General features: G+C 66.0%; 22 protein-coding genes and 2 riboswitches. Of the genes, 10 read left to right on the forward strand and 12 right to left on the reverse strand.

Annotation, left to right across the window (positions count from 1 at the left end; all coding sequences use genetic code 11):
• Positions 1 to 857 precede the first annotated feature (857 nt).
• A complete protein-coding gene (locus CYU59_RS07380) occupies positions 858 to 1,376 on the forward strand; it encodes a hypothetical protein (RefSeq protein WP_292981075.1) in 519 nt (172 codons plus the stop codon).
• A 55-nt stretch (positions 1,377 to 1,431) separates the two neighbouring features.
• Here CYU59_RS07380 and CYU59_RS07385 read toward each other — a convergent pair whose 3' ends face one another.
• Genes CYU59_RS07385 through glnX form a run of 3 tightly spaced genes read right to left on the reverse strand, consistent with a single transcriptional unit; the run spans position 1,432 to position 5,977 of the window.
• Entirely contained in the window at positions 1,432 to 3,687 is a 2,256-nt protein-coding gene (locus tag CYU59_RS07385; RefSeq protein ID WP_292981078.1) for a serine/threonine-protein kinase PknG, read from the reverse strand.
• Entirely contained in the window at positions 3,687 to 4,661 is a 975-nt protein-coding gene (locus CYU59_RS07390) for a glutamate ABC transporter substrate-binding protein (RefSeq protein WP_292981081.1), read from the reverse strand. Before CYU59_RS07390 ends, CYU59_RS07385 begins: the two co-directional genes overlap by 1 nt.
• A complete protein-coding gene (glnX, locus tag CYU59_RS07395) occupies positions 4,658 to 5,977 on the reverse strand; it encodes a protein kinase G-activating protein GlnX (RefSeq protein ID WP_292981084.1) in 1,320 nt (439 codons plus the stop codon). The genes CYU59_RS07390 and glnX overlap by 4 nt, the downstream gene beginning before the upstream one ends.
• 222 nt (positions 5,978 to 6,199) lie before the next feature.
• On the opposite strand from glnX, the gene CYU59_RS07400 reads away from it, so the two are divergent.
• Complete coding sequence (locus CYU59_RS07400) at positions 6,200 to 6,823, forward strand: NUDIX hydrolase (protein WP_292981087.1); 624 nt, start codon at positions 6,200 to 6,202, stop codon at positions 6,821 to 6,823.
• Here the strand turns inward: CYU59_RS07400 and thiE are convergent.
• Positions 6,795 to 7,454, reverse strand: a complete 660-nt coding sequence (gene thiE, locus CYU59_RS07405) for a thiamine phosphate synthase (RefSeq protein WP_292981220.1) — start codon at positions 7,452 to 7,454, stop codon at positions 6,795 to 6,797. The genes CYU59_RS07400 and thiE overlap by 29 nt on opposite strands.
• 90 nt (positions 7,455 to 7,544) lie before the next feature.
• Positions 7,545 to 7,707: riboswitch (TPP riboswitch) on the forward strand.
• Here thiE and thiO point away from each other — a divergent pair.
• The 6 genes from thiO (at position 7,698) to CYU59_RS07435 (ending at position 12,989) form a co-directional block, all read left to right on the forward strand.
• Entirely contained in the window at positions 7,698 to 8,714 is a 1,017-nt protein-coding gene (gene thiO / locus CYU59_RS07410) for a glycine oxidase ThiO (RefSeq protein ID WP_292981090.1), read from the forward strand. It overlaps the preceding riboswitch by 10 nt.
• A complete protein-coding gene (thiS, locus tag CYU59_RS07415; protein ID WP_292981093.1) occupies positions 8,711 to 8,908 on the forward strand; it encodes a sulfur carrier protein ThiS in 198 nt (65 codons plus the stop codon). The genes thiO and thiS overlap by 4 nt, the downstream gene beginning before the upstream one ends.
• Positions 8,901 to 9,659 (forward strand): thiazole synthase, encoded by a 759-nt coding sequence (locus CYU59_RS07420; RefSeq protein ID WP_292981096.1) that lies wholly within the window; start codon positions 8,901 to 8,903, stop codon positions 9,657 to 9,659. Before thiS ends, CYU59_RS07420 begins: the two co-directional genes overlap by 8 nt.
• Complete coding sequence (locus CYU59_RS07425) at positions 9,656 to 10,417, forward strand: SGNH/GDSL hydrolase family protein (RefSeq protein WP_292981099.1); 762 nt, start codon at positions 9,656 to 9,658, stop codon at positions 10,415 to 10,417. The genes CYU59_RS07420 and CYU59_RS07425 overlap by 4 nt, the downstream gene beginning before the upstream one ends.
• Positions 10,418 to 10,489: 72 nt before the next feature.
• Positions 10,490 to 11,449, forward strand: coding sequence for a sensor histidine kinase (locus tag CYU59_RS07430; protein ID WP_292981102.1), 960 nt, complete (start codon positions 10,490 to 10,492; stop codon positions 11,447 to 11,449).
• Positions 11,450 to 11,546: 97 nt separating this feature from the next.
• Positions 11,547 to 12,989 carry a M28 family metallopeptidase gene (locus CYU59_RS07435; RefSeq protein ID WP_363114103.1) on the forward strand — a complete coding sequence of 481 codons (1,443 nt, stop codon included), beginning with the start codon at positions 11,547 to 11,549 and terminating at the stop codon, positions 12,987 to 12,989.
• A 14-nt stretch (positions 12,990 to 13,003) separates the two neighbouring features.
• Here the strand turns inward: CYU59_RS07435 and CYU59_RS07440 are convergent, their stop codons facing one another.
• From CYU59_RS07440 to CYU59_RS07460, 5 genes are read right to left on the reverse strand one after another with little or no spacing between them, the layout of a single operon-like run.
• A complete protein-coding gene (locus CYU59_RS07440; RefSeq protein WP_292981104.1) occupies positions 13,004 to 13,873 on the reverse strand; it encodes an LLM class F420-dependent oxidoreductase in 870 nt (289 codons plus the stop codon).
• Positions 13,874 to 13,887: 14 nt separating this feature from the next.
• On the reverse strand, positions 13,888 to 14,322 hold the full coding sequence (locus CYU59_RS07445; protein WP_292981107.1) for a MarR family transcriptional regulator: 435 nt from the start codon (positions 14,320 to 14,322) through the stop codon (positions 13,888 to 13,890).
• A 52-nt stretch (positions 14,323 to 14,374) separates the two neighbouring features.
• Positions 14,375 to 14,650 (reverse strand): hypothetical protein, encoded by a 276-nt coding sequence (locus CYU59_RS07450; protein WP_292981110.1) that lies wholly within the window; start codon positions 14,648 to 14,650, stop codon positions 14,375 to 14,377.
• Positions 14,651 to 14,658: 8 nt separating this feature from the next.
• Entirely contained in the window at positions 14,659 to 16,149 is a 1,491-nt protein-coding gene (locus CYU59_RS07455; RefSeq protein ID WP_292981113.1) for an NAD(P)/FAD-dependent oxidoreductase, read from the reverse strand.
• 46 nt (positions 16,150 to 16,195) lie between these two features.
• Positions 16,196 to 16,531, reverse strand: a complete 336-nt coding sequence (locus tag CYU59_RS07460) for a MerR family transcriptional regulator (protein WP_292981116.1) — start codon at positions 16,529 to 16,531, stop codon at positions 16,196 to 16,198.
• Between the two features lie 201 nt (positions 16,532 to 16,732).
• Here CYU59_RS07460 and CYU59_RS07465 point away from each other — a divergent pair, with 201 nt between their 5' ends.
• Positions 16,733 to 17,404 carry a GAF and ANTAR domain-containing protein gene (locus CYU59_RS07465; RefSeq protein WP_292981119.1) on the forward strand — a complete coding sequence of 224 codons (672 nt, stop codon included), beginning with the start codon at positions 16,733 to 16,735 and terminating at the stop codon, positions 17,402 to 17,404.
• Position 17,405: 1 nt separating this feature from the next.
• Here CYU59_RS07465 and CYU59_RS07470 read toward each other — a convergent pair whose 3' ends face one another.
• The 3 genes from CYU59_RS07470 to thiC form a co-directional block, all read right to left on the reverse strand.
• Entirely contained in the window at positions 17,406 to 18,029 is a 624-nt protein-coding gene (locus CYU59_RS07470; protein WP_292981223.1) for an alpha/beta family hydrolase, read from the reverse strand.
• Positions 18,030 to 18,042: 13 nt separating this feature from the next.
• Positions 18,043 to 18,873 (reverse strand): bifunctional hydroxymethylpyrimidine kinase/phosphomethylpyrimidine kinase, encoded by an 831-nt coding sequence (thiD, locus tag CYU59_RS07475; protein ID WP_292981121.1) that lies wholly within the window; start codon positions 18,871 to 18,873, stop codon positions 18,043 to 18,045.
• Positions 18,870 to 20,519, reverse strand: a complete 1,650-nt coding sequence (gene thiC / locus CYU59_RS07480) for a phosphomethylpyrimidine synthase ThiC (protein ID WP_292981124.1) — start codon at positions 20,517 to 20,519, stop codon at positions 18,870 to 18,872. Before thiC ends, thiD begins: the two co-directional genes overlap by 4 nt.
• Positions 20,509 to 20,619: riboswitch (TPP riboswitch) on the reverse strand. Its footprint overlaps the gene before it by 11 nt.
• 90 nt (positions 20,620 to 20,709) lie before the next feature.
• Between thiC and CYU59_RS07485 the strand changes: the two genes are divergently transcribed.
• Complete coding sequence (locus CYU59_RS07485; RefSeq protein WP_292981127.1) at positions 20,710 to 21,414, forward strand: PAS and ANTAR domain-containing protein; 705 nt, start codon at positions 20,710 to 20,712, stop codon at positions 21,412 to 21,414.
• The last annotated feature ends 32 nt before the right edge of the window (positions 21,415 to 21,446 follow it).

Consider the following 21,446-nt stretch of genomic DNA (forward strand, 5'->3'; position numbering starts at 1 on the left):
CGCCACTGGCGCGACGGGTTCCACGGGTGCCACTGGTGACACCGGATCGACCGGTGCGACGGGATCGACTGGTGCCACCGGTGAAACCGGGGCGACCGGTGCGACCGGTGCCACGGGATCCACAGGTGCCACTGGCGCGACGGGTTCCACGGGTGCCACTGGTGACACCGGATCGACCGGTGCGACGGGATCGACTGGTGCCACCGGTGAAACCGGGGCGACCGGAGCTACTGGTGCCACGGGAGCCACCGGAGCCACGGGCGCCACCGGAGCGACTGGAGCCACGGGTGCTACCGGAGCCACCGGAGCGACTGGAGCCACGGGTGCTACCGGAGCCACGGGTGCGACCGGAGCCACCGGAGCCACGGGTGCTACCGGAGCGACTGGAGCCACGGGTGCTACCGGAGCGACTGGAGCCACGGGTGCTACCGGAGCCACCGGAGCGACTGGAGCCACGGGTGCTACCGGAGCGACTGGAGCCACGGGTGCTACCGGAGCCACGGGTGCGACAGGAGCCACCGGCCGCTTGCTCGGACTCTGACCGGTACCTCAGTTCCGGTCGGGCCAGACAGGACCCGCCGGCCCCGATACGCCAGGAGCGAAGGGGGTTGACCGAACACAGCGTTTGGTCAACTCCTTTCGGGCGCATTAACGACCATTCCGCCGTCGTCGAATCGCTATGCACGCGAATTAGGCGCCCGACGACATCTGTCTCGAATGGTGGTGCACACCGATTGTGGCCGGATAACCACTTCATCGGCTGCGGTCGCCCCGAATCCCTTGAACTATTTTAGGATTCGCGATGCCAGGTTCACAAAGCTCCGACGGGTTGCGATTTCGTGCGATATCGTCACCTGATGACTCACACGTCTACCCCCGACATTGCCCGTGAGGACAGTTCGAGCAAACGCGTCACCTGGAATTCTCCACGCACGCTGGCAATTTCGGCGTTGGTGATCGCCGTTGTCGCCGCAGCTGTTGCCATCGCCGCGTGGCTTCACCCGGGGTCATCGCAGTCTTACAGTGGTGAACAAATTTCTCGGGCCAAAGCAAATGTCTGCGCCGCGTGGGCGCCGGTCCATAAGTCCGTCTGGGTAGGGACTCCCAACCCGCTGCCCGGCGACCCGGTCGCCCAATTATCGGTGGCCGCCAACGTTCGGTTGGCAATGCTGGGGGGTGGTTCATATCTGCGAGAAACTCTCGCCGCGGAACCGGCAACGCCGGCCGATCTCGCAAAAGCCGTTACTACCGTGGCCAATACGCTGCAAAAAATGGGCATCAATTATCTGGCAATGAGCGATGGCCACACCGTCATCGATCCGTTGCACCACGATCTCGAGGTTGAGGGCGCCCAAATCGGCAAGTTGTGCAAATGACGCCTTGTCCCGCGGGCGGCTCGCGCGACATGCGCCGTCGCTGCCCGCACCACAACTAAAAAGTGCTCATAGGCCGCACTCGGTTGGCCATGTCAATCAGCTTGTAGCGATGCGCTTGCGTGGGCGCCGCCCGGGCCAGCCCGCGTAGTGACGCTTCAACGCCAAGTCGCAGACCATGTTCGGTGAATGGGAAGCCGAGAATATGGTTGGTGCTGGCCTCGTGGTCTCCCAGCCAGTCCAACGCGCTGCCAAGCACCAGCGCGCGAATCTGCAGAACCCGCGGCTCGGTCGGCGGTAGCGCCTCGACTCGCCGCGCCGCATCGCGGATTTGATCCTCGGTGATGTCTGTGGCTGATCGGCCGGATAGCAGCGTCACAGCGCTGGTCAGCCGCGCGGTGGTGAAATATCTTGACGTTGCAGGGACCTCGTCGAGGGTGCGTACCGCCCCACCTCGATCGCCTTCGACCGACTGGGCCCGGGCCAAACCGAAGGCCGCCGAGATGACTCCGTCATCGGTTTTCCACACTTCTTCGTAGTACTTGCGCTCGTCTGAGCTGCCGGCCAGCTCGGCGGTCGCGGCCAAAGCCATCTTCGGCGCTAATTCGCCGGGGAATGTGTCGAGCACCTCGCTGAAGTGCTTACTCGCGGAATCGTAGTCGCCAGTAAGCAATTCGGAGACTGCGCGATACCACACCAACCGCCAGCGCCAGCCCACCCGTTCGGCCAGATCGTCCAACTTGCGATTCGCCTTGGCGACGTCGCCGAGGTCGAGCAATGCTCGAACTTCCATCAGCGGCAACTCGACGGAGTCCGACAGGTCGATGTCCTCGGAATCCATTGCGCCGTGCCGGAATGCGCGCAACGAATCAAGGGTCTGCACGGGCTGAGACAGCACGGTCGCCTGGAGCAGCGGTGCTGCGACGTCGCCCGGGTCGACCAGCGGCACCTGCAGCGCGGTGACGATCTCCTTGGCGGTCAACTTCTCTGAGTGCACATGGCCGTCCAGATACACGTCGGTGTGGGCGACCAGGAGTGCTTCGCCGAACGTCGCACGACTGCGCGAGAAGATGGTCGACAGGCTTGGCCGGCGCACGCCCGTGTCTTGGGCGACCACCTCGCGTAGTACACCGGACAGCTGCCCCGACATCTCCTCGGCACTGGCGAAACGCCGGCTCGGATCGGGATCGATTGCGCGACGCAGTAATCGGCCGAACGAGTCGTACTCAGCCAGCACCGGATCGTCCTCTGGAAGGCCGTCGACATAACGGCCACCGCGCGCCCGCAGCTTCAACGTGAGCGCTGCCAGCGTACGTCCGACGGTGTAGATGTCACTGGCCACTGTCGGCCCGGTGCGCACGATCTCGGGCGCCTGGTAGCCCGGCGTGCCGTAGAGGTAGCCAAAGGAGTTGATCCGCGACACGGCGCCGAGGTCGATCAGTTTGAGTTGCTCTTCGGTGAGCATGATGTTCTCCGGCTTGAGGTCGTTGTAGACCAAGCCGATCGAATGCAGATAGCTCAGCGCCGGAAGGATCTCCAACACATAGGCGATCGCTTCGGCAACGGGCAACCTGTCACCTTTGCGGCGCTTGAGTGACTGTCCACCAACGTATTCCATGACGATGTAGCCGACGGGTTCGCCATGCTGATCGGTGTGCTCGACGAAGTTGAAGATCTGCACGATCGACGGGTGGACGACCTCGGCCAGGAATCGCCGCTCCGCCATGGCGATCGCCTGCGCTTCGGCATCGCCGGAATGCACCAGGCCTTTGAGCACCACTGGGCGGTCGTTGACGTTGCGGTCGAGTGCCAGGTAAACCCAGCCGAGTCCACCGTGGGCGATGCAACCCTCGATGACGTATTGGCCCGCCACCACTTGGCCTGGATTGAGCTGCGGTAGAAAGGAATACGGGCTGCCGCAGTACGGGCAATCGCCTTCCGACTGCGCCTTCTCTTCGGTGTCGGACCGGCCCACCGGTCGCCCGCAGTTCCAGCAGAACCGTTTCGATTCCGGCACAACCGGATTCGGCATCAAAGCTTCGAGCGGGTCGATGTCCGGGACTCGCGGTATCTCGACCAGTCCGCCGCCTAGCCGACGCACCGGAGCCCGGGTCGTCGGCTTGGTCGTCGGCATCAAGTCCCCGATATGCACCGCGAAGTCGTCGTCGTCGTCGTTGAAGTCGGGCCGAAAGATCGCCTGCGTGGCGATCGGACGACTCTGCGAGGACGTATCGGCCATCGAGTCGGCAGGCTGGGTGGCCGGACCGGTATCGGCCGCGTCCTGGTCTTCCGGGTCCACCGGCTGCTCGGCCATCAGTCGACGTACCTCGGACTCGGTGGCGCAGGTGCGGGACCCAGGACCGTCAACCACTTGCGGTACAACGTGTTCCACGTTCCGTCGCGGCGTATCCGCTCCAGCGTGCCGTTGATGAATTTCACCAGTCCGGGGTTGTCCAGCTGGACCCCGATGCCGTACGGCTGCATGCCCATGTTCGGTCCGACGATGTGCAGGTAGGGGTCCTGGGAAACCAGACCAGCCAGAATCGAGTCGTCGGTACTCACCGCGTCGACCTGGCGCTGCTGCAGCGTCACCAGGCAGTCGGCCCAGTTCACCACCTCGACGACGAGCGGCGGCGGCGCGATCTCGCGGATCCGGTGCAGCGACGTGGTGCCCTTCGCGACACAGACCCGCTTGCCGGACAGATCGGCCGGCTTGGTGATCGGCGAGTCGCGGGGAGCCAGGATGCGTTGCGAGGCATCGAGATACACGGTGGAGAAGTTGACCTGCTTGCGTCGCTCGCAGGTGATCGTCATCGTCTTGACGACGGCGTCGACCTCGCCCTTCTGCAATGCAGTGATGCGCTCGTCTGAGGACAGGATCCGGTATTCCACCTGCGCCGGGTTGCCGAAGATGTCGCGTGTCACCTCACCAGCGACATCGACGTCGAAGCCGACGATCTCACCGGTGATCGGATCGCGAAAGCTGAACAGATTGCTGCCGATATCCAGGCCGACGATCAGCCTGCCGCGGGCGCGGATCTTGGCCACGGCGGCCTCGGCGTCGGCCGGATTGTCGAACGGGCGCAGACTCTCGGTCGGGTTGCAGTTGTTCGCGGCGGTGTCCGGCGCCAGCGGTGGCTGCGGCGGTGACATCTGCATTCCGGCCGGGGTGGGCGGCGGCAGCGTCGGCGCGGGCGCCACCACCATCGACCCCGACTCGCTGCAACCGGCCAGCACCGTCGCGGTCAACGCGATGGCGCACCACATCTTCAGCCGCCGCGCAATCATCGGTACTCCATCAACCGGGGCCACAAGCCGAGGGCAACCGCGACCGCCGCGCCCAAGCTGAGCACGATGCCGCCCACGGTCGCGCCGGTCAGTCCTGCGCGCGCGTTGAGGACGTCGTCGCGCAACTCGTGGCGACTCTGCTCCATGGCCTTGACCAACGCGCGGTCGAGTTTGTCGAAAGCTGGGGTGGAGTCGTCCTCGCCGTTGCCCAGCGCCACCTGCGTCGCCGCCCGGTAGTTACCCACCGAGATATAGGAATTGATCCGGTCATCGGCCCGGCGCCACTGGTTCAACAGTTTGTCGGCGCCCTGCAGGTCGTTTTTGTCGACGGCATCACTACGGGCGAGGTAATCGTCGAGTTGTTTGTGCATGGCGTCGATGCGTTCGTAGAAGGACTGTTTGCGGACCTCTTCGTCCCCGCGCCGAATCAGGGACAAGGTCTCGTCGGCACGTGCCTGCTGCGCACTGATGGACAGATTCGTGATCGTCTTCAGTGACTCTGCCGCAGTGTTTTTCGCGCTGCGGCTGCCGCTGGTGGATATCGCCAGCGCGGTTCCCACCCAGACCACCATAACGAGAATTGCCAGTGCACCGGCGACCAGACCGGGATTGATCCGCCGTTTGGTGCTACGGGCCAGCCATCGGTGCGCAAATGCACCGAAGATCACGGTGAAGGTCACGATCAGGATCACCGGAGCCGGAATCTGGGTGGATGCTGTCGTCTCCGCGTCGACCCGCTCGGACGTCTGGCTGTAGAGCCGCGCTGCGTCCGGCAGGATCGTCGACTGCATCAGCGTCGAGGCCTCGGAAAGGTAGGACGAACCGACCGGGTTGCCGGCGCGATTGTTGGTCCTCGCGATTTCGATCAACCCGGTGTAGACCGCCAGTTCGGCGTTCACCCGCCCGAGCAGCTGGACCAGTGGCTCGTCCGTCAGCCCGCTCGACGCCCTGGTCACCGCGACCGCGGCGTCGGTGATCGCCTGCTCGTAGCGCTGCCGCACGGTACGCGGCTCGGCCCGGGCGATGAAGGCAGTTGCAGCGGCCGCATCGGCTACCGACAGCGTGGTGTAGAGCCGGCCCGCCGCGAACGCCAGCGGCTCGGTGTGGCTCAACACCGTCGTCAGCGCGTGTTGGCGCTGGTTGATGGTGGTCGAGGTGGCGAAGGCGCTGAGCCCGCCCAGGATGGCCAGCACCAGACCGATCGACAGGATGCGGCCGGGCGTGGTCGCCACGAACCACCACCGGGGGTGGGCCGGCTCGATCGGCGACCGCGAACCCAGCGGCTCAGTCGACGGGTGCGCCAACTCAACGGTCACGTCTGTTCGGACCTCATCTTTCAGGCGTGTGCGTCACGAACTGTATTAAGTGAAGTCTAAGAGTGTTTTCCTGAGATGCGGGGACCTGCTTACTCAGATTTCCCCACTCGTTACCGGTCTGCGACCTGGGAAGCGCGTTTCATGTGCGTTGCTTACCTGCCATGCCCGCCCTCGGCCCGCTGTGCCGCCCGCGTCGCTGGCGGGCGTGCTTATCCTGAACGCGTGCGCGGCGACGGTGACGGGTGGGTGGTATCGGACATCGGTAGCGCGCATTGGGGACGCTTCGGTGCGGCTGGTCTGCTGCTACGAGCGCCGCGACCGGACGGCTCGCCCACGGTGTTGCTGCAGCACCGCGCGCCCTGGAGCCACCAGGGTGGAACGTGGGGCTTGCCGGGCGGCGCCCGCGACAGCCATGAGAGCCCTGAAGAGGCCGCCGTCCGCGAAGCTCACGAAGAGGCCGGCCTGGCCGCCCGATTCGTGGCGGTGCGTGCGACGGTGATCACCGCCGCAGCGAGCGGCACCGACTGGACGTACACCACCGTTGTCGCCGATGCGCCCGAGCAGCTGCAGACAGTGGCGAATTACGAGAGTGCCGAGATGCGTTGGGTCGGCGAGGACGAGGTCGACGAGTTGCCGCTGCACCCCGGATTCGCGGCCAGCTGGCAGCGCCTGCGCACCGCGTCCGAAGTCCTGCCCCTGGGTCACGACGATCAGCTGCGGCGCACCCTGCCACGGACGATCGAAATCGAAGCGGGCGTGTTCGTCTGGTGCACCGCCGGCCATCCCGACCAGGAGCCGTCTCAGCTCAGCTCGCGGATCAGTTCACTGCTGCAAGTGCCGAACTGAGCTGTCTCGCCGCCGCCTGCGGATCGTCGGCGGCAGTGATCGCCCGGACGACGACGATGCGCCGTGCGCCGGCCTCCAGCACCTCCGACACCCGGTCCGCGTCGATGCCGCCGATGGCGAACCACGGCTTGTCGCTGGCCAGTGCGGCCGTCGACCGCACCAGCGACAAACCGGGTGCGGGACGACCCGGCTTGGTCGGTGTCGGCCAGCACGGCCCGACGCAGAAGTAGTCGACGTCCTCGGCAATAGCCGCGGCGACCTGTTCTTCGTCATGGGTCGACCGGCCGACGAGTGGAGCGGCCCCCAGAATGTCGCGCGCCACGTCCAGCGGCAGGTCGTCCTGGCCCAGGTGGAGCACGTCCGCCCCGGCGGCGCGGGCGATGTCGGCACGGTCGTTGACGGCCAGCAGGGCGCCGTGTCGACGCGCGGCGTCGGCGAGCACCTCCAGCGCGGACAACTCGTCCCGGGCCTCCAGCGGACCCAGCCGCTGCTCTGCGGCCGAGCCCTTGTCCCGCAACTGGATGATGTCGACCCCGCCTGCCAGCGCAGCGTCGGCGAATTCGGCCAGGTCACCGCGGTCCCGACGGGCGTCGGTGCACAGGTAGAGCCGGGCGCCGGCCAGCCGGTCCAGCCGTGCCCCGGCGACGGCGCGGCCCGTTTCGCCCCGGGCGGGCGGGGGGTCATGAGGTTGATGCACACCGCGACGCTAACGACTACCGTGGAGAGTCGACACGGGAGTCCCAGGGCGCGGCGACGACGCGGGCCACAAGGTCTGAGAAGAAGCCGGCACATTGCGCAAGCCGGGGTCTGAGAGTGGGCGCGCCAGCCCTTACCGTCACACCTGATCCGGATCATGCCGGCGAAGGGAGCGAAGATGCCATCGGACGCGGGATCGCTGGCCGTCATCGGCGGCGGCGTCATCGGGCTGTCCGTGGCACGCCGTGCGGCGCGAGCCGGCTGGTCGGTGCGGGTGCATCGGTCCGGCCAACCCGGTGCGTCGTGGGCGGCCGCCGGAATGCTGGCACCGCACAGTGAGGGCTGGCCCGGTGAGGAGCGGTTGCTGCACCTGGGGCTCGAATCGTTGCGGCTGTGGCAGCAGGGCGGATTCACCGACGGCCTGCCCGCCGAGGTGGTCACCGCGCGCGAGTCGTTGACCGTCGCCGTGGACCGCGCCGATGTCGCCGACCTGCGCACGGTCGCCGACTGGTTGTCCGCGCAGGGACACCCGGTGGTGTGGGAGACCGCGGTCCGCGACGTGGAACCGATGCTGGCGCAGGGCATTCGCCACGGATTCCGGGCGCCCACCGAGCTCGCGGTCGACAACCGAGCTCTGCTCGACGCGTTGAGCGCGGCCTGTGAACAACTGGGCGTGGGGTGGGGCGGACCCGTGAGCGACCTGAGCTCGGTGCGGGCCGACGCGGTCGTGATCGCCAACGGCATCGATGCCCCGTCGTTGTGGCCCGGTCTGCCGATCCGCCCGGTGAAGGGTGAGGTGCTGAGGCTGCGCTGGCGCAAAGGGTGTATGCCGTTGCCGCAGCGGGTGATCCGTGCCCGTGTGCATGGACGTCAGGTGTATGTGGTGCCACGTGCCGACGGGGTTGTCGTGGGCGCCACCCAGTACGAGCACGGGCGCGACACCGCGCCCACGGTGTCCGGTGTTCGCGATCTGCTCGACGACGCGTGCGCGGTGCTGCCGGCACTCGGCGAGTACGAGTTCGCCGAGTGCACCGCCGGTTTGCGCCCGATGACGCCGGATAACCTGCCGTTGGTGGGACGACTGGATGCGCGGACGCTGATCGCGGCGGGCCACGGCCGGTCGGGTTTTCTGCTGGCGCCGTGGACGGCCGAACAGATTGCTTCCGAACTCACCCCGGTGGGAGTCACGAGATGATGGTGAACGTCAATGCCGAGCGGGTCGAGGTCGACGACCAGATGACCGTCGCCTCGCTACTCCAGTCGCTGGGGTATCCGGATCGCGGCATCGCAGTCGCCGTCGACCAGGCAGTGGTACCGCGATCACGTTGGAGCACAGCACTTTCCGACGGCGCTGACATCGAGGTCGTGACGGCGGTGCAGGGTGGTTGATTCAAAGCTCACCATCGCCGGCCGCGAATTCACCTCGCGACTGATCATGGGTACCGGGGGAGCGGCTAATCTCGCCGTGCTCGAAGCAGCGTTGATCGCCTCCGGCACCGAGTTGACCACCGTCGCGATGCGTCGGGTCGACGCCGAAGGTGGCACCGGCATGCTGGATCTGCTGAGCCGCTTGGGCATCACACCGCTGCCCAACACCGCGGGTTGTCGCAGCGCCGCCGAAGCGGTTTTGACCGCGCAACTCGCCCGCGAGGCGCTCGGCACCGAATGGGTCAAGCTCGAAGTGATCGCCGACGAGCGAACGCTGCTGCCCGATGCCATCGAATTAGTGCGCGCCGCAGAGCAATTGGTCGACGATGGATTTGTTGTGCTGCCCTACACCAACGACGACCCGGTGCTGGCGAAGCGATTGGAAGACGTCGGATGTGTGGCGGTGATGCCGCTCGGTTCGCCGATCGGGACCGGCCTGGGCATCGCCAACCCGCACAACATCGAGATGATCGTGGCCCAATCCGGTGTCCCCGTCGTGCTGGACGCCGGTATCGGCACCGCCAGCGACGCTGCGCTGGCGATGGAATTAGGTTGCGAAGCAGTACTCCTGGCGACCGCGGTGACCCGCGCAGCCGACCCCCCGTCGATGGCCGCGGCCATGGCCGCCGCCGTCACCGCCGGCTACCTGGCCCGGCGTGCCGGGCGTATCCCCAAGCGATTCTGGGCGCAGGCGTCGAGCCCCGACGTATGAGTCGGTATGTGGCGCTCGGCAGCTCGATGGCCGCGGGTCCCGGCATCAAGCCCACCGCCCCGGGCGCACCGTTCGGGTCGGCTCGGTCGGCGCGCAACTACCCGCACCTGGTCGCCGAGCGACTGAGCCTCGACCTCGTCGACGTCACTTTCTCCGGTGCCACGACCGCGAATGTGCTCACCGAGCGGCAACGCAGCGCCCCGCCGCAGATCGACGCGCTGAACGGCAACGAAGATCTGGTCACCATCACGATCGGCGGCAACGACGTGGGCTACGTCCCGCTGTTGCTGGCCGCCTCGCTGCCGCGGCTGGCGCGGCGGGTGCCCGCCATCCGCGAACTCCTCGACCGCGACGCCCGCGAGCACGCGCTGGGCGGGATCGGGATAGCCCTGGAGGCTGTCGGGACCGCGGTGCGCCGGCGGGCGCCACGGGCCCGGGTGATGTTCGTCGACTACCTCACATTGCTGCCCGAACCGGGCGCGGCCGCGGAACCGCTGTCCGCCGAACACGTGGACCTGGCCCGGTTCGTCGCCGCGCGCCTCGAGGAGGCCACCGCTGCGGCCGCGCGTGCCACCGGATGCGAGGTGGTGCGTGCGGGGCAGGCCAGCCGGGACCATCATGGCTGGTCAACGGAGCCGTGGGCGACGGCCGCGGGCTGGCCGGTGCCTTGGCGGCCGGCGCCATTTCATCCCAATGCCGCTGGCATGCGCGCCGTGGCCGATCTGGTCGTGGAACTGGCTTCGCCCCGAACTGATTAATTTCTTGGCGCGCGGGTAAATCTAACGACGCAATTGTGTGGGCAACTGTCGCCTGCGAATTTGTTCAATGACATGACACTGAAAGAACACGTGCACACACGGGGTTTCGACCATTCCGCGCTCTTTTACTACTCGGAGCACGAGTACGTCGCGTCGTTGGTGGACTTCATCACCGAAGGGCTGCGGCAGCAGCAGCCGGTTCTGGTGGCTGTCCCGGGTGATCGGATGGTGTCCCTGCTGGCGGAACTGGGCGACGCCGCCGACGAGATCACCATGGCCGACATGGTCGACTTCGGCCGCAACCCCGGGCGGATCCTGGCCGGGCAGTACTCCTTCGTCGAACGGCACCCGGATCAGCGGGTGCGCATCGTCGCCGAACCGGCGTGGGCCGGACGGACGGAATCCGAATACCTCGCCTGCATGCAGCACGAGGCGTTGGCCAACATCGCTTTCGCGGGTTCGGACATCATCGGCCTTTGCCCGTACGACGCCTCCTGCTTGGACGCGAGCGTCCTCGACCACGTCCGGCTCACCCATCCTGAAATATGGTCCGGAGGGTCCCGCCGGCACTGCCCGGAGTATGCCGTCGACGCTGCTCTCGACAAGTGCAACCAGCCGCTGGGCACCAGCCCGGCCGCGGTCACCCACACCGTCGAGCATGCGCTGGATCTCGCCGGCGCCCGCAAATGCGCAGAACGCTATGGCCGGCTGCTCGGGATGGACGCCGATCGGGTCGCCGACCTTCTTCTGGTAGCCACCGAGCTCGCCACCAACAGCCTCAATCACGCCGGCGGCCCATGTCAGCTCGCATTCTGGTACGACAGCGGGTTCGTCGTATGCGAAGCGCGGGACATGGGGCACTGGGCGGATCCGCTGGCGGGGCGTCGTCCGCCCGGTTCGGGCGGCATGGGCCCCTATGGGCTGTTCGTGGTGAACGCCATCGCCGACCTGCTGCGCACTCACACCACGTCAGACGGCACCACCATTCACGCCTACTTACGGCGCCACGGTCCCTCGATGGCGGCGAGCTGACAGGAGCTCAGATGCCGGTGCGATTCAGCGCGGGCGTCTAACCTGGGGCCTAATGGCTACCAAATTCTCTTCGCTGCTCATTGCTGCTACGACGACGATGCTGGCACTCGCCGGTTGCGACTCCACCGACAACGCTCACTCGATGAAGCCGATATCGGCTCCGGACTTTGCCGCTTCGCTGCGCGGACGGGTCAGCACCGACGCGATGATGGCCCACCTGACGAAGCTGCAGGACATCGCCAACGCCAATAACAACACCCGTGCGGTCGGCACCCCCGGTTACGACGCCAGCGTCGACTACGTGGTGGGCAAGCTGCGGGACAAGGGTTTTGACGTACAGACCATGCAGTTCGAAGCGCATGTGTTCCATGCCGAGAAGGGGTCGGCGACCGTCGCCGACAAGAAGTTCGACGTGCGCGCGCTGGAGTACAGCGTCGGCACCCCGCCGGTCGGGGTGACCGGCCCGCTGGTAGCCGTGCCGGTCGACGGCAGTCCGGGCTGCAATCCCGCCGACTACGACAGCCTCCCGGTCAACGGCGCCGTCGTGCTGGTGGATCGTGGCACCTGCCCCTTCACGCAGAAGGCGGGTGCCGCTGCGCAAAAGGGCGCTGTGGCAATCATCGTGGCGGACAACGTAGTCGAGGAGCACATCGCCGGCACCCTCGGTGAGGCCAACGAGGTGAAGGTCCCGGTCGTCGGTGTCACCAAATCCGACGGCGCGTTGCTGCGCACGATGACCGGGCCCGCGACGGTGCAGGTGTCCGCCGAGACCAAGACCATTGCCGCACGCAATGTGGTCGCCCAAACCAAGACCGGTTCAGCCACCGACGTGGTGATGGCCGGGGCGCACCTCGACAGCGTTCCCGAAGGACCCGGCATCAACGACAACGGATCCGGTGTGGCAGCGGTGCTCGAGACCGCGCTGCAACTCGGCCCGTCGCCGAGTATTCACAACGCGGTGCGCTTCGGCTTCTGGGGCGCCGAGGAACTCGGACTGATCGGATCGCGGAAGTACGTCGAGTCATTGGATGTCAACGCGCTCAAGGACATTGCGCTGTATCTCAACTTCGACATGCTGGCATCACCGAACCCGGGCTACTTCACCTACGACGGCGACCAGTCGTTGCCGGCCGACCAGCGCGGCAACCCGGTGGTGCCCGAGGGCTCCGCCGGCATCGAGCGGTCTTTCGCCGCCTTCCTGAACACGGCCGGAAAGACGCCGCAGGACACCTCGTTCGACGGCAGGTCTGACTACGACGGCTTCACTGTCGCCGGTATTCCGGCGGGCGGGTTGTTCTCCGGAGCGGAGAACAAGAAGTCGGCCGACGAGTCCATGCTGTGGGGTGGCCCCGCGGACGCGCCGTTCGACCCCAACTATCACAAGAGCACGGATACGTTGGAGCACATCGACCGTGCCGAACTGGGTATCAACGGCGGTGGCGTGGCATACGTGACAGGCTTGTACGCCCAAGACATCACCGGTCGCAACGGCGTTCCGGTCCGTGAGGACCGGACCCGCCACGAACTCAACAAAAAGTGACGCGGGGCTGAATCTCAGCCGACCTCAACCAGTCTCGGCATCACCTCGTCGCCGAAGCGCTTTACGAAACCTGCGGGATCAGGCGAACCCGGAACCGGGCCGGTGTTGATCATGTCGACACCGAGCCCGGCCATCCGCTCGACTCTGCGGAGGTAGCCGTCGACATCCGAGAAGGGATCGTCGAAGAATCCGACCGTCTTGCGGATTTCGGTGACGTCTCGACCGACGTTCTCACAGTGTCGCGTCAGCACATCGATCTTGTGGGCGAGCACGTCGATCTCGGAGTCGGTCGAATTCCAGACGTCGGCGTACTGCGCGACGAGCCGGAGCGTCTTCTTCTCCCCGCCGCCGCCGATCAGGATGGGAGGCCGACGAATTGGCTGCGGCTGGCAGATGGTCTCGGCCAGCTGATAATGCTCTCCCTGGTAGGGCCCGTCGTTGTCGCTCCACATCTGCCGACAGATTTGCAGTGTCTCTTCGAGCATTTCGAATCGGGTGCTCAGCGACGGATAGGGGACTCCCAGCGCCAGGTGTTCGCGCTCGTACCAGGCGGCGCCGATGCCGAACATCGACCGGCCCTGCGAGAGCACGTCAAGCGTGGTGACCGTCTTGGCCAGCAGGCCCGGATGCCGATAGGTCACGCCGGTGACCAGCAGCGCCAATTGGATGGTGGTTGTCTGGCCGGCCAGATACCCGAGTGAGGTGTAGCCCTCCAGGAACGGATCTTCGGCTTTGCCAACGGCTTCCATCTGAAAGAAGTGGTCCGCCAAGGTGAATATCGATGCGCCGATGTCTTCGGCGGCCGCGGCTGTCGACAGCAGGGTCGGCGCCAAAGCGGCCGTGTTGCCCGGCAGAAAATCGATGAAGTGTATGCCCAATTCCATCGCTGTCTCCTTCGCTAGTCGGTCAAGCGCTGAAGCAACGACAACGCGTCGTTGATGACGCGTCGTTCGCGCTCCGAATAGCGCTCCTGCATGGCACGGGCCAGCCATTCTCCACGGGCCTCGCGGTCGCTTTCGGCACGACGTCGTCCAGCAGCGGTCAGCGAGATCACTTGTCGCCGACCGTCATCGGGGTCTGGAGCGCGCCGGATCAGACCGTGCTGATCGAGCGCGGTCACGATGGCCGCCATCGATTGCGGCCGCACCTGTTCGGCGGCCGCGAGCGCACTGGTCGACGATGAACCGTCTTTCCACAACCGGGTGAGAACCGCGGTCTGCGAGGGTGTCAGGCCAGCGCCGGTATCGACACCCTTGAGCCGGCGGCGCAGCCTGCTGAACACAACCCGGATGTCCCGAGCCGCCGCCGCGGCAGACTCGCTGATCCCGTCCATGCGGACAAGCCTACATTAGACAGTTCAGACTGTACAGTTTCAGCTGTCTACTTCAGGTCTTCTGCGACTGCCGGACCGCGCTACCGCCGAGGTAGGCGAGGTATCCGATGATCCCGACGACGCCGATGCTGCGGGTCTGCTTACTCGCGAAGGTCAGCCCGAGTAACGTCTCGACGCTGCCGTTGGCGTAGACGTGCTGGCGGGTGTTGCGGGGGAATGCCGACTTTGTGATCGGTTCGAACAAGCCCGGGCTGGTGAAGTGGGCCAAGCCGGCGCCGGCCAGCGCCAGACCCGAAAAGCGGGCGATGCGATTGCTTTTGCGCGACATGCTGCTCCTCAACTGATCGCGTAGTCACTGATCGGAAAGCTCGATGCCTCTTCGATCGCGGTCGCGGTGGCCATCGGACGCAGCAGCGACGGCTCGCCGCTGGGGTTGAAGTAGTAGGACCGTGAGGTGGCGCAGTTGCCGAGAATCCACAGCGAGTCACCGAGTAACTCGGTCATCCGGTCGAGGTAGCGGGCGTTGGCATCTTCGGTGACCTCGAAGGTGTCGGCGCCCTGCCGCTTGAGTTCGGCGAAAAGGCGGTCCATTAGCCGCATCTGATACTCCATCGTGTTGAAGAAGTTCAGTCCCAGGAAGGCGAAGGGGCTGGCCAGGCTCAGATAGTTGGGGAAGTAGGGCATCGATACACCCTGATAGGCCTGAAAACGCGTGTCGCGCCACCACTTTCCGAGGTTGCGTCCCTCGCGGCCGATCACCTCGATGGCCGGGAAATTGGCCTCCCACAGGTCGAATCCAGTCGCCAGTACCAGGGTGTCGATGTGGGTTTTCGACCCGTCGGCGTTGACGATGCCGTCGGCCTCGATGCGTTCGATCCCGTCGGCTTGCAGGTGGACATGCGGCTTGGTGAAGCTGCGGAAATAGGTGTTGGAGAACGTCGGACGCTTACACCCCAGGTCGTAGTCGGGTGTGAGCTTGCGGCGCAGCTCTTTGTCGCGGATCGCGATGAACTGGTTGATCTTGCACAAGTCCGACGCCGAGATGTTGAGCCGGCGGAACAGCGGAACCCGGTATCGCACCAGCCCGACGGTGATCATCAACTCGTAGATGGTGTCGGTGACGGCCCTGATCGCCCGTTGCGTCCACGGGAAGCGGGCGAACAACCGCTTGGCGCCCTGCGAGAACCGCAGGTCGATCTTCGGTGCCACCCAGATCGGGGTGCGCTGATAGACCGTGAGATCGCCGGCCTTCTCGGCGAGTTTCGGAATCAGCTGCACCGCCGTCGCGCCGGTCCCGATGATCCCGATCCGCTTGCCCGTTGGGTCGAAGTCGTCCTCCCACTCAGTGGTGTGGATGATCTTGCCCTCGAAGGAGGTGATCCCGGGAATTTCCGGTGTCTTCGGCTGGGACAGGAATCCGGTCGCGGTGATCAGATAGCGCGCCGAAAGCACGTCGCCGCCCGACAACGCCACCTGCCAGTGCCGGGTCTCGTCGTCCCACCGGGCGCTTTCTACGACGGTGTTGAACCGCATGTGCCGGCGGACGTCGTATTTGTCAGCCACCCCGGCGGCGTACTGCTTGATCTCCGGTCCCGGGGTGAACAGACGCGACCAGTTCGGGTTCGGTTCGAAGAAGTACGAGTACGTGGTGGTGGGGACATCGACGGCCAGGCCCGGATAGTGGTTGACGTGCCAGGTTCCGCCCAGGTCGTCCTCCCGGTCGAGGATGACGAAGTTGTCGATACCCATGCGTTTGAGCTGGATGGCCGCGCCGATACCGCCGAAACCGGCTCCGACGATGACGGCCTCGAAGTGCTCCGATGTCATGGCACGACAATATACGCAGTACCACCGGTACCGGTAAACCTTGGCGCTAACGGCCGGGCGGGGCCTTACGCGGCGACTTGCTGCCCATCGCCCGATTGGCGGCATGCAGGGTGGCGTTGTCGTCTTCGAGTTCAAGGATTCGGCTGATGCCGGCCAAGTTCACTCCGGCATTCACCAGCGCGCTGATGCGCCGCAGGCGGACCAGGTCGTCAGCGCTGTACCGGCGGGTCCCCCCGCCGCTACGGACGGGGCTGAGCAGGCCGTGACGCTCGTAGAGGCGTAGCGACTGCACTGCGACACCGGACAGCTCCGCGGCAACTGAAATTCCGTAAACACCCTGGTCGGAAGTCGGCCCGTCGGCGCGGTGGAGTCGGTCGTCCATCTACTCATCCTCGGCGTCTTGACGCATACAAAACCTTTTTACCACACTTGCAAATAAATCCCTTGCGTGGTAGACAAAATCTTCAGCCATCAACATAGATTTTGGGTGATGTAGAGCGCAGGTTCGTAGCCAAACCACGGGGGTCAGGAGGTTGCAGTGCCGTCCCCAGCGCGTCAGGACAGGTCGGCGGTGTTCGCGTCGTTGGCCGACATCGTCCGGCAAGGCTCGACCTCTCCGGAGGTGTACGCCGCTATCTGCGTGGCCGCGACCCTGACTGTCCCGGGCTGTGACCATGCCAGCCTCATGATCAGCCGCGGCGGCACCCGCCGGACCGCGGCCGTCAGCGACGACGTCGCGCGCCAGATCGACCGGATGGAGCTGGCGCTCGGCATCGGCCCGTGCATCGATGCCATGGAAAGCCGACGTGCTGAGATCGAACCGGACCTCGCGGCGGCCAGTCGATGGCCGGCGCTGACGGCGCGGGTGGTCTCCCAGACGCCGGTGCGCGGCGCCATGAGCGTTCGGCTGCCGGTGGATCGGGAGAACATCGGCGCGCTCAACTTGTTTTCAGACGCGCCCCACGCCTTCGACGCCTCCTCGGTGGAGCAGGCCGTGGTGTTGGCGGCTTTTGCCACAGTGGCCAGCACGGCGGCGGCGCACAACGAGGACGTCGCGACACTCCGCCGGGGGCTGACCACCAACCGCGCCATCGGCCAAGCCATCGGAATGTTGATGACACTCAACGACCTGACCGATGCGGCGGCGTTCGACGTCCTTCGCAAGGCGTCGCAGAACTCGAACGTGAAACTGGTCGACGTCGCCACAGAGGTCATCCGGGGCCGCGGTCAGCGAGACACCGGCAAAAGCGCCTGAGCTATTCGCGGCCCAACAGCAGCAGCGACGCCGACACCGACAGCTTCGGCACGTCGAGCGTCTTGGAGCCAAGATCGTGGCGGGCACCCGCGATCTCGACGATCTGAGTCGGCGCGCCGATGAGTGCTGCGGCCGCCTGTACCTCGCTTGGAGAGCCGAACGGATCCGACGTGCCATGGGTGAATACCGTCGGCACCGCGATATCGGGCAGGTGCTCGGTGCGGGCCCGCTCGGGCTTGCCCGGTGGATGAACCGGGTAGGAGAACAACGTCAGCACGTCGACGTGGGATTCCTTGGCGGCCACCACCATCGACGTCATCCGGCCGCCGTACGAATGGCCGCCGGCAATCAGCGGGCCGTCCGACAAACCGCGGCACACCGAGATGGCCTCGGCGATGCCGTCGCGGTCCGCGGCCGACGAACCCGACGGCGGACCTTTGGGGCGTCGGCGCCGGTACGGCAGGTTGTATCGGACCGCCAGCCAGCCTCGCCGCGCCCACTCGTCGCAAAGCCGTTGCAGCAACGGCGAATCCCGGTTCCCGCCGGCACCGTGCGTCAACACCACCACCCCGGCCGGGGACCCGTCGGGTTCGTGGGCTACCCCAGCGATGTTCTCGAGATTAATTGCCGCTCCTCACTCATATGCTCAATCTGAACAGCGGCGACACCGGGCCGTGGCCCTGCCCCAGCGGATACGAGGCCCGCAGTCCCTCGGTGACCCAGTCTTTGGCGAACGCGACGGCTTCTAGCACGCTGTAGCCGTGCGCCAGTGCGCACGCGGTGGCCGCGGCGAGGGTATCGCCGGCGCCATGATCATGGGTGGTGTCGACGCGCGGAGATTCGAACTCGTGAAAGTCGTTGCCGTCGAACAACACATCGGTGCTGCTGGCCGATCCGGGCATATGGCCGCCTTTGACCATCGCCCACGCCGGTCCCAGCGCGTGCAGGGCGCGGGCTGCATCGGCCTGAGTGGCCGAGTCGACCACGTCGATGTCCACCAGGAGTCGCACCTCGTGCAGGTTCGGCGTCACCACGGTCGCCAGCGGAAACAATTCGGCCTTGAGGGATTCCAAGGCCTCGTCGTCGAGCAGCGGATCCCCGTGCATCGAGGCGCACACCGGGTCAACCACCAGCGGCACGCCCCCGCTGTGTTCGCGCCAACTCTGTGCGATGGCCTCGATGATCGGGGCGGTGGCGAGCATCCCGGTTTTGGCGGCCTGCAGCCCGATGTCGCCGGCCACCGCCGCGATCTGCGCCGCGACCACGTCGGGTGGAATCGGGTGAAAGCCCTTGACGCCCAACGAGTTCTGCACCGTTACCGCCGTCACCGCGCACAGCGTGTGTACACCCAGCAGGGTGCAGGTGCGGATGTCGGCCTGCATCCCGGCGCCACCGCCTGAGTCGGAGCCGGCGATGGTCAAGACCCGCGGCGGCGTCGTACCGGACGGCGCCAGCGGCAGCAGATTCACTGTTGGGCGAGAGGCAGATACACCCGGTTACCGTGCTCGGCGAACTCGGCGGATTTCTCGGCCATGCCGGAAGCCAGCACAGCCTCGATGTCCTCTTCCGTTTCAAGACCGTGTTTGGCCGCGTAGTCCCGGACGTCCTGGGTGATGCGCATCGAGCAGAACTTGGGCCCACACATCGAGCAGAAGTGCGCGGCCTTGGCGGGCGCTGCGGGCAACGTCTCGTCGTGGAACTCCCGCGCGGTGTCGGGATCCAGGGACAGTGCGAACTGGTCGTTCCACCGGAACTCAAATCGGGCCTGCGACAACGCGTTATCGCGCTCCTGAGCGTGCGGATGCCCCTTGGCCAGGTCGCCGGCGTGCGCCGCGATCTTGTAGGCGATCACGCCGTCCTTGACGTCCTTGCGGTCCGGCAGGCCGAGGTGCTCCTTCGGGGTCACGTAGCACAGCATCGCCGTGCCGGCCTGCGCGATGATCGCCGCGCCGATCGCCGACGTGATGTGGTCGTATGCCGGAGCGATGTCGGTGGTCAGCGGCCCGAGCGTGTAGAACGGCGCCTCTTCGCACAATTCCTCTTCCAGACGCACATTCTCGACGATCTTGTGCATCGGGACGTGGCCCGGTCCTTCGATCATCACCTGCACGCCATGGCTTTTCGCGATCTTCGTCAGTTCGCCCAGGGTGCGAAGCTCGGCGAACTGAGCCGCGTCGTTGGCGTCGGCGATCGATCCGGGCCGCAGCCCGTCGCCGAGTGAGAACGTGACGTCGTACTGGGCAAGGATGTCGCAGAGTTCTTCGAAGTTGGTGTACAGGAAGGATTCCTGATGGTGCGCCAGACACCACGCGGCCATGATGGAACCGCCGCGGGACACGATGCCGGTCACCCGCTTGGCGGTCAGCGGCACATATCGCAGCAGGACGCCGGCGTGCACGGTCATGTAGTCCACGCCCTGCTCGCACTGCTCGATCACGGTGTCGCGGTACATCTCCCAGTTCAGCAGCGTCGGGTCACCGTCGACCTTTTCCAGCGCTTGGTAGATCGGCACGGTCCCGACCGGCACCGGTGAGTTGCGCAGAATCCACTCGCGGGTGGCATGAATGTCCTTGCCGGTGGACAGATCCATGATGGTGTCGGCGCCCCAGCGGGTGGCCCACACCATCTTGTCGACCTCTTCGGCGATCGACGACGTCACCGCCGAGTTGCCGATGTTGGCATTGACTTTGACCGCGAACGCCTTGCCGATGATCATCGGCTCGCTCTCGGCATGGTTGTGGTTCGCCGGAATCACCGCGCGGCCGCGGGCGACCTCGTCGCGCACCAGCTCTGCGGGCAGCTGCTCGCGGGCGGCGATGTAGGCCATCTCGGCGGTGATCTCGCCCGCGCGGGCGCGCTGCAGCTGGGTGCCGCGGTCGCGGATCACGCCCGGACGCGGCGGCAGGCCGGCGGACACGTCGATGACCGCGTCGGCGTCGGTGTACGGCCCCGACGTGTCGTAGAGGTCCAGGTGTTCGCCGTTGGACAGGCGGACCCGCCGGAACGGAACCTTGGCGGCGGGTCCGCCGGGGGAGATCTCCAGGTCCCGGTAGATCTTGGTGCTGCCCGCGATGGGGCCGGTGGTCACTGTCGGCTGGACTGCCAATTCGGTCATTTCTGCTCCCTACGTCGGCATTACCCGGTCAGGTTCGTACGGTCGACGGCCCCGAGCCGTCCTCTCAGCGCACTGGGCGTGCGCTCCCGCGTTCGGTTTGCGTACCACGCTAGCGCAGCCTGGGCTTCGTGCACGCCTACCCAATCCGGTGCCGTCCAATCAGTAGGCAAGGTGTGCGATCGGTGGGAAGATGATCAGCGTGCGCGAGGTCGCTGAAACAGGCACTGCACCACAGGTGTGGCCAGCCCGGTGGCCGGCCATCGACACCGACAAACCGGGCGTCGGCGCGTTCCGGTTCTGGTTCGTCGGCGAGCACTGGGAGTGGTCCGACGAGCTGGCCCGCATGCACGGCTACGAACCCGGGACGGTCTACCCGACGACCGAGCTGCTGATGTCGCACAAGCATCCCGACGACCGCGGTCATGTCCAAGATCTGCTCGACCGCGCCCTGCTGTCCAAGAGCTCGTTCTCCAGTCGGCACCGCTTCATCGACACCGCCGGCACCGTGCACGACGCGATCGTGGTCGCCGACCGGATGCTCGACGAGAACGGCGCGGTGGTCGGTACCGCGGGCTATTACCTGGACCTCACGGCGACTTTCGTGGAGAACCGGCAGGTTGCCCTCGACGAGGCGCTACCCGACCTGTTCGAGGCGCGCGCCATCATCGAACAGGCCAAAGGCATCTTGATGGCTGTCTATCGGGTGGGCCCCGAACAGGCGTTCGGCGTTCTGCGCTGGCGATCGCAGGAGACCAACACCAAGCTGCGCTCGCTGGCCAAGCAACTCATCACCGAAATGTCCACGCAGCCACCGCCGTCGGCGGACGTGCAGGCCGCCTTCGACCACCTTCTGCTGACCGTGCACCAACGGGTTCCGGGTGAACCCACCGCGTAATGGCACTGCCGGTTAGGCTCGTCGAAACGAGG

Origin of the sequence: Mycobacterium sp. (genome assembly GCF_002863225.1) — a bacterium.
Classification (GTDB): domain Bacteria; phylum Actinomycetota; class Actinomycetes; order Mycobacteriales; family Mycobacteriaceae; genus Mycobacterium.

Excerpts from the sequence above, each read along its gene's own strand:
- thiS (WP_292981093.1), top strand. The coding sequence starts at position 8,711 with ATGATGGTGAACGTCAATGCCGAGCGGGTCGAGGTCGACGACCAGATG.
- CYU59_RS07455 (WP_292981113.1), bottom strand. The coding sequence starts at position 16,149 with ATGACATCGGAGCACTTCGAGGCCGTCATCGTCGGAGCCGGTTTCGGC.
- CYU59_RS07425 (WP_292981099.1), top strand. The coding sequence starts at position 9,656 with ATGAGTCGGTATGTGGCGCTCGGCAGCTCGATGGCCGCGGGTCCCGGC.
- CYU59_RS07460 (WP_292981116.1), bottom strand. The coding sequence starts at position 16,531 with ATGGACGACCGACTCCACCGCGCCGACGGGCCGACTTCCGACCAGGGT.
- thiO (WP_292981090.1), top strand. The coding sequence starts at position 7,698 with ATGCCATCGGACGCGGGATCGCTGGCCGTCATCGGCGGCGGCGTCATC.
- CYU59_RS07385 (WP_292981078.1), bottom strand. The coding sequence starts at position 3,687 with ATGGCCGAGCAGCCGGTGGACCCGGAAGACCAGGACGCGGCCGATACC.
- CYU59_RS07445 (WP_292981107.1), bottom strand. The coding sequence starts at position 14,322 with ATGGACGGGATCAGCGAGTCTGCCGCGGCGGCGGCTCGGGACATCCGG.
- thiC (WP_292981124.1), bottom strand. The coding sequence starts at position 20,519 with ATGACCGAATTGGCAGTCCAGCCGACAGTGACCACCGGCCCCATCGCG.
- CYU59_RS07430 (WP_292981102.1), top strand. The coding sequence starts at position 10,490 with ATGACACTGAAAGAACACGTGCACACACGGGGTTTCGACCATTCCGCG.
- CYU59_RS07435 (WP_363114103.1), top strand. The coding sequence starts at position 11,547 with ATGCTGGCACTCGCCGGTTGCGACTCCACCGACAACGCTCACTCGATG.
- CYU59_RS07440 (WP_292981104.1), bottom strand. The coding sequence starts at position 13,873 with ATGGAATTGGGCATACACTTCATCGATTTTCTGCCGGGCAACACGGCC.
- CYU59_RS07485 (WP_292981127.1), top strand. The coding sequence starts at position 20,710 with ATGATCAGCGTGCGCGAGGTCGCTGAAACAGGCACTGCACCACAGGTG.
- CYU59_RS07380 (WP_292981075.1), top strand. The coding sequence starts at position 858 with ATGACTCACACGTCTACCCCCGACATTGCCCGTGAGGACAGTTCGAGC.
- CYU59_RS07450 (WP_292981110.1), bottom strand. The coding sequence starts at position 14,650 with ATGTCGCGCAAAAGCAATCGCATCGCCCGCTTTTCGGGTCTGGCGCTG.
- CYU59_RS07390 (WP_292981081.1), bottom strand. The coding sequence starts at position 4,661 with ATGATTGCGCGGCGGCTGAAGATGTGGTGCGCCATCGCGTTGACCGCG.